The organism is Streptomyces sp. NBC_00310, assembly GCF_036208085.1.
Taxonomy (GTDB): Bacteria; Actinomycetota; Actinomycetes; order Streptomycetales; family Streptomycetaceae; genus Streptomyces.
This window is the reverse complement of record NZ_CP130714.1, coordinates 822028-836631: the sequence shown is the minus strand read 5'-3', so window position 1 is coordinate 836631 and position 14604 is coordinate 822028. Positions and strand designations below refer to the sequence as shown.

12 protein-coding genes and 1 pseudogene are annotated in these 14604 nt (G+C 67.6%); 10 read left to right on the top strand and 3 right to left on the bottom strand.

What is annotated here, in order from left to right; translation table 11 throughout:
• Positions 1 to 49 precede the first annotated feature (49 nt).
• Positions 50 to 859 (top strand): DeoR/GlpR family DNA-binding transcription regulator, encoded by an 810-nt coding sequence (locus tag OG202_RS03580; RefSeq protein WP_327731381.1) that lies wholly within the window; start codon positions 50 to 52, stop codon positions 857 to 859.
• The gene (locus OG202_RS03575; RefSeq protein WP_327731382.1) at positions 856 to 1593 is read left to right on the top strand and encodes an HAD family hydrolase; all 738 of its coding nucleotides are present in this window, start codon (positions 856 to 858) and stop codon (positions 1591 to 1593) included. The genes OG202_RS03580 and OG202_RS03575 overlap by 4 nt, the downstream gene beginning before the upstream one ends.
• Positions 1594 to 1815: 222 nt before the next feature.
• Here OG202_RS03575 and OG202_RS03570 read toward each other — a convergent pair whose 3' ends face one another.
• Positions 1816 to 2391: a hypothetical protein gene (locus OG202_RS03570; RefSeq protein WP_443052337.1), complete on the bottom strand. Its 576-nt coding sequence runs from the start codon at positions 2389 to 2391 to the stop codon at positions 1816 to 1818.
• A 26-nt stretch (positions 2392 to 2417) separates the two neighbouring features.
• On the opposite strand from OG202_RS03570, the pseudogene OG202_RS03565 reads away from it, so the two are divergent.
• Both OG202_RS03565 and OG202_RS03560 read left to right on the top strand, forming a co-directional pair.
• Positions 2418 to 3194 (top strand): annotated as a pseudogene (locus tag OG202_RS03565) (zinc-binding dehydrogenase); the annotation flags it as partial.
• A 76-nt stretch (positions 3195 to 3270) separates the two neighbouring features.
• The gene (locus OG202_RS03560; protein ID WP_327731410.1) at positions 3271 to 3936 is read left to right on the top strand and encodes an SDR family NAD(P)-dependent oxidoreductase; all 666 of its coding nucleotides are present in this window, start codon (positions 3271 to 3273) and stop codon (positions 3934 to 3936) included.
• 77 nt (positions 3937 to 4013) lie between these two features.
• On the opposite strand, the gene OG202_RS03555 is transcribed toward OG202_RS03560, so the two are convergent.
• A complete protein-coding gene (locus OG202_RS03555; RefSeq protein ID WP_327731385.1) occupies positions 4014 to 4946 on the bottom strand; it encodes a nuclear transport factor 2 family protein in 933 nt (310 codons plus the stop codon).
• A gap of 155 nt (positions 4947 to 5101) precedes the next feature.
• Here OG202_RS03555 and OG202_RS03550 point away from each other — a divergent pair, with 155 nt between their 5' ends.
• A complete protein-coding gene (locus OG202_RS03550; protein ID WP_327731386.1) occupies positions 5102 to 5236 on the top strand; it encodes a hypothetical protein in 135 nt (44 codons plus the stop codon).
• A gap of 517 nt (positions 5237 to 5753) precedes the next feature.
• Positions 5754 to 7580, top strand: a complete 1827-nt coding sequence (locus OG202_RS03545; protein ID WP_326582186.1) for a reverse transcriptase/maturase family protein — start codon at positions 5754 to 5756, stop codon at positions 7578 to 7580.
• Positions 7581 to 7807: 227 nt separating this feature from the next.
• Here OG202_RS03545 and OG202_RS03540 read toward each other — a convergent pair whose 3' ends face one another.
• On the bottom strand, positions 7808 to 8809 hold the full coding sequence (locus OG202_RS03540; protein WP_327731387.1) for a LacI family DNA-binding transcriptional regulator: 1002 nt from the start codon (positions 8807 to 8809) through the stop codon (positions 7808 to 7810).
• A gap of 638 nt (positions 8810 to 9447) precedes the next feature.
• Here OG202_RS03540 and OG202_RS03535 point away from each other — a divergent pair.
• The 4 genes from OG202_RS03535 to OG202_RS03520 are packed head-to-tail and all read left to right on the top strand — an operon-like array spanning position 9448 to position 14542.
• Positions 9448 to 11001: an ABC transporter substrate-binding protein gene (locus OG202_RS03535; RefSeq protein ID WP_327731388.1), complete on the top strand. Its 1554-nt coding sequence runs from the start codon at positions 9448 to 9450 to the stop codon at positions 10999 to 11001.
• Between the two features lie 9 nt (positions 11002 to 11010).
• Positions 11011 to 11952: an ABC transporter permease gene (locus OG202_RS03530; RefSeq protein WP_327731389.1), complete on the top strand. Its 942-nt coding sequence runs from the start codon at positions 11011 to 11013 to the stop codon at positions 11950 to 11952.
• Complete coding sequence (locus tag OG202_RS03525; RefSeq protein WP_327731390.1) at positions 11949 to 13709, top strand: dipeptide/oligopeptide/nickel ABC transporter permease/ATP-binding protein; 1761 nt, start codon at positions 11949 to 11951, stop codon at positions 13707 to 13709. Before OG202_RS03530 ends, OG202_RS03525 begins: the two co-directional genes overlap by 4 nt.
• On the top strand, positions 13706 to 14542 hold the full coding sequence (locus OG202_RS03520) for an ABC transporter ATP-binding protein (RefSeq protein ID WP_327731391.1): 837 nt from the start codon (positions 13706 to 13708) through the stop codon (positions 14540 to 14542). The genes OG202_RS03525 and OG202_RS03520 overlap by 4 nt, the downstream gene beginning before the upstream one ends.
• The last annotated feature ends 62 nt before the right edge of the window (positions 14543 to 14604 follow it).

The following is a 14604-nucleotide window of genomic DNA, read 5'->3' as shown; positions in this document are numbered from 1 at the left end:
CGTGTGGGAAACTGCGAGACCGGAGCAACCGGGAAGAAGGAGAGGCGCCGTGACCGCCCGTACGCGACTGTCACAGGCGGCCGTCGAGGAACGGCGCCAGGCCGTGCTGCGGTACGTCGCCGACCACGGCGAGACCCGCATCGACGACCTCGCCCGGCACTTCGACGTCAGCCTGATGACGATGCACCGGGACCTGGACGACCTCACCGGGCGGCATCTGCTGCGCAAGGAGCGCGGGCGGGCCGTCGCGTTCCCCGCCCTCACCATGGAGACGGCCACCCGCTTCCGGGAGAACAGCGCCCTCGCGGCCAAGCACGCGCTGTGCGCGGCCGTCGCCGACCGGATCAGACCGGGCAGCACGGTGCTCATGGAAGACTCGACCACCCTGTTCCCCCTGGTCCCGGCACTGGCAGAGGTGGATCAGCTGCATGTCGTCACCAACTCGGTCGGCCTCGCCCAGCGCCTCGGGTCCGCCGCCCCTGCGGTGAACGTCACCCTGCTGGGCGGCCGCTACCGCGGCGACTTCAACTCCTGCACCGGCCCGACCGTCACCCGCGCCCTGTCCCGAATCCGGGCTGATCTCGCCCTGATGTCCGCCACCGCAGTCTTGGACGGACGCCTCTTCCACCCCCTGAACGACTACGTCGAGGTGAAGCTGGCCATGCTCGCCTCCGCCGAACAGGCGCTGCTCCTGGTGGACCACTCGAAGTTCGGCAAGACCGCCACGTACGCGTACGGCACCGTGGCCGACTACCACACCGTCATAACCGACACCGCCACCCCCGACGCGGAACTCGCGGCCATACGCGACCTTGGAGTCCCCGCCGAGACGGTCGAACCCGAAGAGCCCACCCTGTGATACGCACCCTGTTCGAAACCCCCAGCGCCTACCGCCCCAGCGACGCCGAGACGGCCGCGCCGGTGCCCCCGGTCCAGGCCGTCCTGTTCGACTTCAGCAACACCCTCTTCCAGATGATCGACCTGGAGACGTGGCTGCGCCGGGTCGGCTCCGCGGCTGGCCGCCTGGCCGTGTTGAACGAGCCCGGCGCGGTGGCCGGGATCTCCGACCAGTTGCGCGCCGCCTTCCGGCTGCCCTGCGTCGTCGCCCTCCAGGAAGGTCGTGATCTCTCCTCCGAACAGCACCGCCGCGCCATGTGGGGATGGTGGGAGCAGGTGGACTTCCTGCGCGGCGCGGAGGAGGCGGCCTACCGGGAGCTCACCGCTCCGGACGCCTGGGTTCCCTATCCCGACACCGAACCGGTACTGCGTGCCCTGCGCGAGCGCGCACTGCACATCGCCGTCGTCAGCGACTTCGCCTGGGACCTGCGCACCCACCTCGCCCACAACGGGCTGGACGCCTTGATCGACACCTGCGTCATCTCCTACGAGCAGGGCCGGGAAAAGCCCGACCCGCAGCTGTTCCTCAAAGCCTGCGCAGATCTCGGCGCGGACCCCCGCGCCTCCCTCATGGTCGGTGACAACCCGGTCCGCGACGGCGGCGCAGCCGCCTGCGGTCTGCGCACCTACATCCTGCCGGCGGAACACCGCACCGGAGAGCGCGGCCTGACGGATGTGCTGCGGCTCGTGGTCTGACCTGGCGGTCGCCGGCCCACCGGATTCCGGCTCTTGGCTCCCGTGCCACTATGCGGCAGCCGCTGATGCCCGAGCCGCGCGTGGTGGCGACTGGGGCATCAGCATGGTGACCGCCGTCCCGGGCAACGGGGGCGACCCGGGGTCGGCGGTGTCTTTCCGTCGGTCGCCGGGGTGAATCTCCGCCTTCGCGACGGCTTGGTCAGCTTCCCTGGCTGGGACCGATCAGGGACGTGAGCGGGCACGCGGGCCGCCAGTCGGCAGTGAAGCGGCGGCGCAGGCCGGCCACCGCCTCCATGCCGCAGCCGCCCGCGCGCCGCGCCTCCCGGGAATCAGTGGTCCCGACGTGCCAGGGCCGTGCGCCGATGGCGGCGCACCGGGCGTTTCGGTCGGTGGCGCACGTCTGCTTGAGCCTGCCAGCCATTTCGCGCCTTCCTCGTAGAGACGCTGCACGACCTCGCCCGTCAGGCCCGGCAGCCCGGTCTTCACCGTGAAGCCCGCCTTCGTCTGCAGATATGCGAGATGGCGGTAGCCGGTGGGGAAACGGTCCAGCAACTCCCCGTTCAGGCGGAGCGTCGCGGACGGATCGACGAGATCGAGACGGTCCTTCTCGTAGATGGGCTGTCGGCGCACGATCTTCCACGCGCCCTCGTGACGCGCGCAGAAGTCATAGAAGCGTCCTGTACAGACGACATCGACCTCGACTCCGTCCACCTCGGCCCGCTGGTTGATGGTCATCTTGGTCTGGGTGATGGCGCGGTCGCCCACGACATCGGCGGTGTGTCCGCCGAGGAAGTGCAGGATGCGTCCTCGACTGCGACTACCGACTGGTCGGGTCGTTCGCCACGTCGGACAACACCTGCGTGAACTGCCAGGGCGGCTGGCAGTCCTCCTGTCTGAACCGCGAGTTCATGAGCACCTGTCAGGCCGACTACGTGCGCATCCCCAACGCCCACGGCACCCTCGTCGCCACCGACGAGCACCCGGACGCCGAACGGGTACCGAGCCTGCTCGCCGTGTCCGACGTGATGGGCACCGGCTGGTACGCCGCCCTCGCCGCCGAGGTGAAGCCCGGCTCTACGGCCGTCGTGGTCGGCGACGGAGCGGTCGGCCTGTGCGGCGTCATCGCCGCGAAGGAACTGGGTGCGGAGCGGGTCATCGCCATGTCCCGCCACGCCTCCCGGCAGAAGCTCGCCCTCGAGTTCGGAGCCACCGACATCGTCGCCGAGCGCGGCGACGAAGGCATCGCCCGCGTCAAGGACCTCACCAGCGGCATCGGCGCCGACTCGGTCCTGGAGTGCGTCGGCACGGCCGAGTCCATGCGGCAGGCCCTGCACTCCGCCCGGCCCGGCGGCAACGTCGGATTCGTCGGCGTCCCGCACGAGGTCTCGGTCGAGGGCCAGGAGCTGTTCTTCTCCCAGGTCGGCCTGCGCGGCGGCCCCGCCCCGGTGCGCCGCTTCCTGCCTGACCTGATCGACCGGGTCCTGACCGGCCGGATCAACCCGGGCAAGGTCTTCGACCTGACCCTGCCCCTGGACCAGGTCGCCGAGGGCTACAAGGCGATGGACGAACGCCGCGCCATCAAGGCCCTCCTGAAGCCCTGACCACAAACCGTCCCGCCACCGGGGCCGGGCATCCCAAGCCCGCCCCGGCACAGCCGCTCGCCACCAAGGACTCACCGTGACCACCTTCGCCCTCATCGGGGCCGGCCCCGGCCTCGGGTTGGCCACCGCCCGCCGCTTCGGAGCCGCCGGCCACACCGTCGCCCTCATCGCCCGCGACGCGGAGAAGCTGAACGGTCTGACGGCCACCCTCGCCCGTGACGACATCCAGGCGCGCGGCTACACGGCCGACGTCCTGGACATCGAGTCCCTGACCGCGGCCCTGCACGCGGCCGCGGCCGCCCTGGGCACCGTCGAGATCCTCCAGTACAGCCCCGTGCCCCGCGCCGACTTCATGAAGCCGGTCCTCGACACGAGCGCCGACGACCTGGACGCCCCGCTCGCCTTCTCCGTCAAGGGACCGGTCACCGCGGTGAACGCCGTCCTGCCCGGCATGCGCGAACTCGGCCGCGGCACACTGCTGTTCGTCAACGGCTCCAGCGCCGTACGCCCCAACCCGAACGTCGCCGGCACCTCCATCGCCTTCGCCGCCGAGAGCGCCTACACCCGCATACTCCACGACACCCTCGCCCCGGAGAACATCCACGCCGCCCAGCTGATCATCCCCGGAGCGATCCGGCCCGACGCCGAACACAGCAGCCCCGACGCGCTGGCACAGCGGCTGTACGACATCCACCAGCAGCGGGACGGCTTCCGCCACTACGCCGAGCCCCTGCCCGACTAGCCACAGGACGAACGAGGTTGCCAGCCACCATCGATAGGCTGGCATCGCGGGATAGGTGCCATACCCCATACCGCCCCTCAGAACATCGTGTTGTCGTTCGCCGAGGTCTCGGGGATGTTCTGGGTCACGTCCCAGTGCTCGACGATCTTCCCGTTCCGTACCCGGAACAGGTCGACGACGGCTTGACCCCGGTCGCCGGGCGCATTGACGTAGTGGGCGTGGACGGCGACCAGGTCGCCCTCGGCGATGACGCGCTTCCGGGTGACCTTCAACTCCGGGAACTGGTTGAAGTACCAGCCCAGCCCGGCCTTCACACCGTCGGCACCGTTGGCGACGTACGGGCTGTGCTGGGGGTACTCCGTGTCCCAGTGCCTGTCGATGGCGGACAGGTCCTTCTGCACCAGGAGCTCGTCGAAGGCCTTGATGACCAGCTTCTTGTTGTACGCAGTGAACTGGCGGGGGCCGGGCTGCTCGGTGCGCGGCCGGCTGAGGGTCGAGAACATGTCGTTGCCGTTGACGGTCGTCTCGGGAACCTCCTGGCCGGTGTCCCAGTGCTCAGCGAGCTTCCCGTTCTTGAAGCGGAAGATGTCGAAGACGGCCCAGCCCCGCGTGCCGGGGGTGAAGACGATGTTGGAGTGCACGAGGACGAGGTCGCCCTCGGAGATCACGCGCTTGACGTCGTACTTGGCGTCCGGGAACTGCTGGTGGAACGTCACGGCGAGGTTCTTCAGCGGCTCTCTGCCGTCGGGGGCGAGCGGGTTGTGCTGAATGTAGTCGGGCCGTACGAAACGGTCCACGACCTCCGTGTCGCCCTGCTCGAACACGCCCTTGAGAACCTGGACGGCGACGCGCTTCTGGTAGGCGAGACGAGCGCTCTCGCCGTGACCGGCATGGCCCGCGACGGGCGAGGAAGCGGCCGCGGTGGCGGGCACGGCCACCGCTGTCGCGGTGAGGGCCGTGGCCACGAGCGCGGCGGCAAGGGTCCGGCGGAGACGTGCGGTGTTGGTCATGGAGTTACTGCTCTCCGTTCCTGTGGGGGACAACACGGCGTCGGCTCGCATTTGAGCCCGAGCGTAAGAATTTGAACCTTCAAAGAATAGTGCTTCAAAATAAAAGCACTACCCGATGGTTACCGTCAACCACTGATCGCCGTCGGATAGCCGCCGTGAGCAGGCAGCGCGCCGTGTGCCGCCAGTACCCGTACGCCGCGCCCGGTGGTCAACCGGAGGCGCGCCCCACGGCCGACACGGAGCAGCTCCTGCCTGCCGGCAAGACCGTCTGGGCCGAGTGCGCCTTGTAAGCGCCTGTTTGTATCCCCGGTAAAGCCGGGAGGGATTTGGAGGATATTCCTGGGTCCGATGACTTACCTGGAGCCGAAAGGTGAAGGGGACCACAGCATGTCAGGAAAGCCGGGGCCGGGTTCAAGTGCCTGAGACGGTGCCCAGCGGGACCCGCGCAATATGGCGAAAGCTGGATTGCCTGAATCCCAATCTCCAGTCGACTAAAAGACGAGTCCACCGGAATGGCATTGATACCGGTGTCGTCGCCTGTGCCGCTGTCTTCTGCCCATCGGCACACCTCCGGGCGGCGAAGCGATACCCAATGAGGGTATTCAAGGAGATGAGTGGGACGCCTACGTTGCGCTATCACGTACGACCAGGACGAACAAGGGATCACCTAAAGGACGCGAGTCCCATGGTGACGGAGTGCCCGTAGTAGTCGCAGGGGTAACGGCCTGCCAAGGAGGACGGGAAAGCCGTCCGCAGGGCGAAGGGGCACAGGTGACCGGATGGAGACGAGACCGGGAGGTATGCGTAATGCAGAACGCTGAAACGGTACTTGCTGTCCTCCGTGAACGAGGCAGACGGAATCTGCCGTGCAATGAACTGTATCGACAACTGTTCAACCCGCAGCTGTATCTCATGGCCTACGGACGTATCTACTCCAACCAGGGAGCGATGACGGCCGGGGCAACAGGGGAAACCGCCGACGGAATGTCCATGGAGAAGATCGGCCGCATCATCGATGCGCTGCGCCACGAGCGCTACCGATTCGATCCGGTGCGACGGGTCCACATCCCGAAGAAGAACGGGAAGACCCGCCCGCTGGGCCTGCCGTCCTGGTCGGACAAGCTGGTCGGCGAGGTGATGCGGCTCCTGCTGGAGGCGTACTACGAGCCGACCTTCTCCGACCGGTCCCACGGTTTCCGTCCCCGCCGGGGCTGCCACACCGCCCTCGGCGAAGTGGTTCGCACCTGGACCGGGACAGCCTGGTTCGTGGAAGGAGACATCGCCCAGTGTTTCGACCGCCTCGACCATCAGGTCATGCTCGACACCCTGGGCGAGAAAATCCGCGACAACCGGTTCCTTCGGCTGGTGCGCAACATGCTGGGCGCCGGATACCTGGAGGACTGGAAATGGAACACCACGCTCAGCGGCGCACCGCAGGGCGGCGTTCTTTCTCCTCTCCTGTCCAACATCTACCTGCACCGGCTGGACACGTTCATCGAAACAGTTCTCATTCCGGAATACACCCGAGGAAAACTCCGGGCACGCAACCTGGAGTACAAGCGGGTGCTCTGGGCGCTCACCAGCGCACGCAACCGCAAGGACCACGCTCAAGCGCGGAAACTGCGGCAGCAGCTGCACCGCCTTCCCAGTCAGGATATGAACGACCCTGACTACAGGCGGCTGCGGTATGTGCGTTACGCCGACGACACCCTCCTCGGGTTCGCAGGACCACGAGCCGAAGCCGAGCAGATCAAACAGCGCATCGCGACGTTCCTGCGTGACGACCTCAAACTCGAACTCTCGCAAGAAAAGACGCTGATCACGCACGCCCGAACCGGCAAGGCGAGATTTCTCGGCTACGACATCACGGTGCGGCACGAAAACCGCAGACTGAAGCGCTTCGCCACCGACCGGCGCAACCGCCGCACGGTGAACGGAGCCATCGCCCTGCACGTGCCGAAAGACGTGATCAAGGCTCACAGCACGCCGTATCTCAAGGGCGGCAAACCCGCCCGCCGGCCCCACCTGACACACGCCGACGACCACACCATCGTCAACCTCTACGGGGCCCGATACCGCGGCATCGTCCAGTACTACCTGCTGGCCGGCGACGTCTTTCGACTGAACCGGTTGCACTGGGTCATGCAGACCTCCCTGCTGCACACCCTGGCGAACAAGCACCGCTCGACCGTGTCGAAGACGGCCCGCACGTACAAGGCCACCATCGACACACCAGCCGGGCGGCGCACCTGTCTCCAGGTCAGCACGGAGCGAGGACCTGGCAGGAAACCACTGGTCGCACGGTTCGGCGGCATTCCACTGCAACGGCAGAAAACAGCGGTCCTCCTCGACCGCGAACCCTCCTGGGCCTCCCACCGACGCAAGGAACTGATCGGACGGTTCCTCGCCCGGTGGTGCGAGCTGTGCGGACGACCCGGCAACGTCCAGGTCCACCAGATCCGCAGGCTCGCCGACCTCGGGAAACCAGGAGAACAACAGCCCGACTGGGCCGCCCTCATGATCAAGCGACGCCGCAAGACACTGGTGGTCTGCGCACGTTGCCATGAGGACATCCACGCCGGGCAACCCACTGCCTCACACGGTGAAGATCACTGGAGAGCCCGCTGCGGTTAACGTCGCACGGCGGGTTCGGGAGGAGGCCGCCGGGAAAAGGAACAGCTCCGCTGTCACCTCGCCCGGCGGCCCACCTCACGGTGTGCCTCGAGGTGTCGACTACAGGCAAAGTGGCCATGAAACGCGACCGGCGCGCCCAGACATGCGGGCGGCCTGCACGCGTTCCACGAGGCGGTCGGTGCTGGTCGTTCGCCGTCCGTGGAGGCACCGCCGTCGACAGACAGCCGTCACGCGGACTCGCGAACCACGAGCCGGATGTACGCCTCGACCGGGCCGTCAGAGGCCTGCGTGCCGGCGAGCGCGGCCGTCACAGTGTCCGCCCACTGCTCGGCGATGGCGGGGAGATCCTGGACGACGGTGGTCAACGGTGGGCAGGCTACTGCCGCGACGGGGGTGTCATCGACGCCGACCACCGCCATGTCCGTGGGAGCCTCAAGGCCGAGGTGCCGCAGACCGGCCAGCACGCTCATGGCCACCTCGTCGTTGAACGCGCAGATGCCGGTAACCGGGGGGTCGGCAGCGAGCCAAGCCCCAATGACGTCGGCGGCCACGCTCGGTGTCAGCGGGATGGTTCGGACCTCGGGGGCAGGCAGCCCCAGGTCGGCACAGACGCCTCGGACGCCACCCAGGCGCGGTTTGGCGAACACGGCGACCCGTTCGTCATCGGGGTACGCGTACCCCAGTCGCCGGTGGGAGGCGACCAGATGGCGGGCCTGCATGGCACCGATCGCTCTTTCGCCGGCGACACCGTCGCCCGACCCGAGCCATTTCGAGTCGTACAGGGCGACGACCACCTCGATGCCCGCAGCCTGCATCGCCGTGGCGTCGGATTCGGAGAAGGTCTCGAAGGCCAGCACGGCGGCCGGTGTGAGGGCCTTCCATATCTCGCTCAGCGAGCGGGCACCCCGGATGCTGGAGTGGACGACGAAGGTGAGATCGCGCTTCGCGAACGCCACCGTCAGCTCCTGGACGAGGTGCCCGACCGTAAAGCCGAGTGGCCACTCGGGCAGCAGGCCGAGCACGACATCGGAACGCCCGTACCGGAGGGTTCGTGCGGCGGCCGACGGGGCGTAGCCGAGCCTTGTGGCCGCTGCCAGCACCCGCTGACGTGTCGCGTCGGTGATCTTCTGATGCCGGGTGTTGTTGAGGACGAAGCTGACCGTCGTGCGGGACACACCGGCCTCACGGGCCACGTCCGCACTCGTCACCCTGCTGCTCCGCAGTGCCATTGACGACCACCTTCCACGAACCTCTTGCGCAACGCAGGAGACACAGTTAGTTTACGGGCAATCACTATAACGTGTTAACGACACGTTATAGTGACTCAGAGTAGTCAGAAATGCGAGGTGCTGCGATGAGACGTCGTGCCAGCTCGTTCCTGTCGTCGGCATCGAAGCAGGCTGTTCGTGTCGCCCCCGAGACGGAGTGACCCTCCGGCAAATCGCGTACGTGGCACACCCCGGGGCCAAACCGCTGATGTACCACCGACCGTGGTCCGCCGCCGATGCTCCGGACAAACCTGTTGCGGTGCGGCTGCGCTACGACCGGCCGACGGCCGGTCCACTGCGCCAGCCGTTCGGTACACCGGCGTGTGCCCACCCGACGACGGATACGCCACCCCGCCGCGTCACCGGTTGACCCCCGGTGAGGCGTACAAGCACCCAGTTGGGCCTCTGCGTGACCTCTCACGCGTTCGCCCCGGGCCGCCGAAACAGCATCGACGTCCACTTCAGCGACCTCTGGCGCTGAAGTGGACGCCTGAAGACTCACAGCCCGCAGTCCGGACCATCGTCCTAGGCCCCCTGACGAGCCACGTAACTTCCCGCTCCTGGCTCACGCCGGCAGCTCATACAACGGAGACTCCTCAATGAAGAGAAGAACCGCACTCCAGGTTTCGATCGGCGTGGTGGCGTCGCTCGCGCTCGCCGCCTGCGGCGGCGGAACCACCAGCGGTGGCAGTGCCGGCCCGGTGGACCTGACCATCGCGCTGTCCTCGGCGCCCAACAGCCTGGACCCCGCCCAGATCGCTGTCGGGCCCTTCCTGAACTACATGGATCCCGCCTACGCGACGCTGCTGACCCGCAAGGCCGACGGCACCCTGGGGGCCGGGCTGGCCGACAAGTGGGGCTACGTCGGCAAGAAGAACACCAAGTTCGAGCTCCACCTGCGCGAGGGCGTGAAGTTCGCCGACGGCACACCGATCACCGCCCCCGACGTCGTCAAGTCCCTCAAGTACTTCGCGAAGGGCAGCGGACCCGCCGGCGCCTGGTTCCGTCCCCTGACCTACTCCACGCCGGACAGTTCGACCCTGGTAGTCAGCAGCCCGACGCCGAACCCTGACATGGGGGCACTGTTCACGCCCGCGTTCCTGGGGGGCGCCATCATCAGCCCGGCCGGGCTGAAGGCCCCGAAGAAGCTGGCCTCCGCGACCTTCGGCGCCGGGCCGTACGTGTACAGCGCCCAGCAATCGGTCTCCGGCGACCACTATGTCTACGTTCCGAACAAGAACTTCTGGGACAAGTCCGCCGTGCACTTCAAGAAGATCACCATCCGGGTGATGCCGAACGTCAACTCGCAGGCGCAGGCCCTGAAGTCCGGGCAGATCGATCTCATGTACGGCACTCCGGACGTGGCGCCGACGGTGAAGGGCGACAAGGCGATCACCACGCTCCAGAAGCCCACCACCTGGGCGGGGCTGTTCCTCCTGGACCGTGAAGGCACCGTCGTCAAGGGACTGGGCGATGAGCGTGTCCGGAAGGCACTGAACTTCGCCATCGATCGCACCGCGATCACGAAGGCTGTCTACGGAGACTTCGGCACACCGATCTCCCAGCCTGCGATGCCCGGGTACGACGGCTACAGCCCCGCGGCTGAGAAGACGTACTCCTACGACCCGGCCAAGGCCAGGAATCTGCTGAAGGCGGCGGGATACGGGCAGGGGCTGACCATCCCGGTGAACTACGGGTCGTTCGACCCCTCGACGACCAAGATGATCCAGGCCGTGCAGGACCAGCTTGCCCAGGTGGGCGTCAAACTGAAGCTGAGGGCCGCTGCCAACTTCGGTGGCTGGATCAACGACCTACTGTCGAAGAAGTACGCGGCCACTGTGCTCTCGCCCGGCATGGGTGGCGATGCCAACTTCTACGCGCAGCAGGGAGCGTTCACCAAGACGGGCATCATGAACCTCTTCGGCGTGACCGACCCGGACTTCGATGCCGCGTACGCCCGGCTTGCCAAGTCGGACGCGAAGTCCGGCGGGGCCGCGGCGAAGGATCTCACCGATGTGATCGTGCGCAAGGCGCTCGCGCTGCCGGTGTCCGCCACCGACACGATCGTCATGCACAACAGCAAGCTGCGCGGGGTGCAGTTCCCGGAGGGCGGCGCTCAGCTGACCTCGAACACCATGTGGACCACCCGCTAGCGAGGGCCGATGTTCCCCATCATTCTCCGCAGGCTGGCGCTGGCCGTCCCGCTCCTGGTGGTCGTCTCGGCGATCACCTCCCTCCTGGAGTCGTTCGTGCCGGGTGACCCGGCACGAACGGTCCTGGGTATCAACGCGACGCAGGAGCAGTACGACGCGCTGAGGGCCGCGCTCCATCTCGACAAACCGTTCCTCGAGCAGTATTGGCTGTACCTGCGCGACATCCTGCACGGCGACTTCGGCAGCTCGCTGTTCACTGGCGAATCCGTGCTGGGGCTCATCGGGCAACGCCTGCCGGTCACCCTGGCGCTGGTGATCGGAGCCACCGTGCTGTCGACCCTGGTCGGTGTCCTGCTCGGGGTGTACAGCGCGACGCGTGGCCCGGTCACCCGTCGAGTGACCGACGTGATGTCCCTGATGGGTAGCGCCCTGCCCAACTTCTGGCTCGCGCTGATGCTCGTGTCCGTATTCGCCATCAGGTTCCCGATCTTCCCGGCAACCGGGTACACCCCGTTCGCCGAGTCACCGGGACAGTGGGCGGCCGGCCTCGTGCTGCCCGTGATCGCGCTGTCGATCGGAGGGGTCGCCCTCATCTCCAAGATCACCCGCGATGCGATGCTGTCCACCCTGGCCCTCGACCACATCAGAACGCTGCGAGCCTCCGGCGTCCGGCCCGCGTCCATTATCTGGAAGCACGCCCTGCGCGGTTGCGGGCTGCCGGTGGCGACCGCGATCGGCATCACGATGATCTCGTACATCCCCGGCACGATTCTCGTCGAGAACGTCTTCACCCTGCCCGGGCTCGGCACGACGGTTGTCGACGCGACCAACCAGCACGATCTGCCGGTCGTGCAGGGGCTCGCCATCACGTTCACGGTGATGGTGATTGTGATCAACCTTCTCGTCGATGTTCTCTACAGCCTCCTGAACCCGAAGGTGCGTGTGGCATGACCGCTGCAGATCCGCCTGTGAGCGTGCCCTCACGGAGGTGGACCAGCCCCGTCGCCGGGATCTGGCGCCGGCCTCTTACCGCGGCAGCGCTCGCCGTGGTCCTGACGATCACCGTCGCGGTGATTCTCGCCCCCCTGCTGGCACCGCACCCGCCGCTGGCGCAGGACCTGCTGCACGCGCGCGGCGGTCCGTCTGTAAGCCACCCGCTGGGCACCGACGACCTCGGCCGCGACGTGCTGAGCCGACTGCTCTACGGCGGACGGCCGGCCCTGCTGGGCGTGGGTGTGGCGGTGAGCGTCTACATCATCCTGGGCATGTCACTCGGTATCCTGGCCGGCTATCTGCGGGGCTGGACCGACCGGGTCATCGTGGCCGTGATGGATGTCATGCTTTCCGTTCCTGTGGTCATCCTCATGCTCGCCGTCCTGGCGATCTTCAGCCAAAGCAACGTCGCCGCGATGCTGATGCTCGGCTTCCTGTCCGCCGCAGGCCTCGCACGGATCATCCGCAGCTCGTGCATCGCGCTGCGCGAGGAACTGTTCGTGGACGCCGCCAGGGTGTCCGGGCTCAGCGCTGCGCGGATCATGACACGGCACATCTTCCCCGGCCTGGTGGGGCTGTTGCTGGTCCAGGTCTGCCTCTTCTCGGGTATCGCCCTCATGGTGCAGACCGGCCTCGGCTTCCTCGGCCTGGCCACCCCGCCGCCCGCCCCCAGCTGGGGCGGCATGGTCGGAGAGGCCTCGCAGGTCATGGAGCAGAACCCCTCCCTACTGCTCATCTCCGGCGGCCTGATCGGCCTGATGTCCGTCGCCTTCGGGCTGCTCGGCGACGGGCTTCGCGACCTCAATCAGGACCGGAAGCGAGGGACCGGCGGCCGGTCGCGGCGGCCGACTCCCGTGGCGGTCGCGAAGGACACTGCCGAAGCGTCGGACACACCGCAGGACACGGGTGTGCTCGCGGTGCGCGACTACTCGATCGTCTTCGGCACCGCGCAGGGCCCACGCACCGTCGTCGACTCCGTCAGCTTCACGGTGGGCGGCGGTGAGATCTTCGGTCTGGTGGGCGAATCCGGCAGTGGAAAGACGGTGACGGGTCTGTCGCTGCTCGGGCTGCTCGCCCCGGGTGGCACGGTGACGGGCGGCTCTGCCTGGCTGGCCGGCAACCAGATCACCGGGCTGCCGGAACGGGAACTGCAGCGCATCCGCGGCCGCGAAATAGCCCTGGTGTCCCAGGAACCCATGGTGGCACTCGACCCGTACTTCACCATCGGCTCCCAGCTGGGGGAGGTCATCCGCCGTATCGGTGACGTGCCGGACGGAAAGGACACCGTCAGGCTGCGGATCCGCGAGTTGCTGACCAGCGTGCACCTGCGCGATCCGGACGACGTCGCACGCCGCCACCCGCACGAACTGTCCGGCGGCATGCTCCAGCGGGTCGCCATCGCCATGGCACTGGCCGGGTCGCCGAAGGTGCTCATCGCCGACGAGCCGACCACGGCACTGGACGTCACGGTGCAGGCCGGCATCCTCGACCTGCTTCGGTCACTGCGCGACGAGCGCGGCATGGCGATCGTCCTGATCACGCACGACCTGGGCGTGGTCGCCGACACCTGCGACCGCGCGATCGTCATGGAGAAGGGCCGCATCGTGGAGGAGGGCCCGGTCGAGGACATCTTCTACCGGCCCGAGCACCCCTACACGAAGAAACTCATCGACAGCACACCCAGCATCGCTCGGACCGAGGGCAGGATCGCGTGACCGGCACACCCATACTCCAAGTCGACGCTCTCGCCGTCCGCTATCCCTCCCGTGGCTGGCGCAAGCCCCCGACCACGGTCATCGAGGACGTGTCGTTCGAGGTCGGTCAGGCCGAGACGGTCGCGCTCGTGGGCGAGTCCGGCTCGGGCAAGAGCACCATCGGCCGAGCCGTCCTGGGACTCACCCCGGTCACCGCCGGGCGTGTGCTGCTCGACGGGCGGGACACCACCCATCTCTCCGGCCGCGCCCGTCGCGCACTGGCCACCGACATCCAGGCGATCTTCCAGAACCCGTACGGCTCACTCAACCCGGCCCTGCCTGTGGGCCGGACCCTGGCCGAGCCCCTCCTCTCCGGTTCGAGCCGCTCGCGGGGCGAAGTCCGCGAGCACATCAACGGTCTGCTCCGCCGTGTCGGCCTGCCCGAGGACGCAGCCGACCGGTATCCGGCCCAGTTCAGCGGCGGTCAGCGCCAGCGCATCGCCATCGCCCGGGCGGTGGCCCGACAACCCAGAATCATCATCTGCGACGAACCGACCAGCGCCCTCGACGTCACCACCCAGGCCGCCGCCCTGGACCTACTCGCCGAACTCCAGCAATCCCTCCGGTGTGCCTACCTGTTCATCACCCACGACCTCGCCGTCGTCAGAGAGTTCGCGGCACGCACCCTGGTACTGCAACACGGACGCATCGTCGAAGAGGGACGCAGCACCGACGTCTGCGACCAGCCCCAGCACGAGTACACCCGGCGACTGGTGGCGGCCGCGCCCGTCCCCGACCCGGTCCTGCAACGCGAACGCCGTCAACAACGGGTGGGGATGGAAGCAACCACATGACAGGGGACACATTCACCGTTGAGCCGCTACCAACCGCACCAGGAGATTCGCGGCGTCCACCG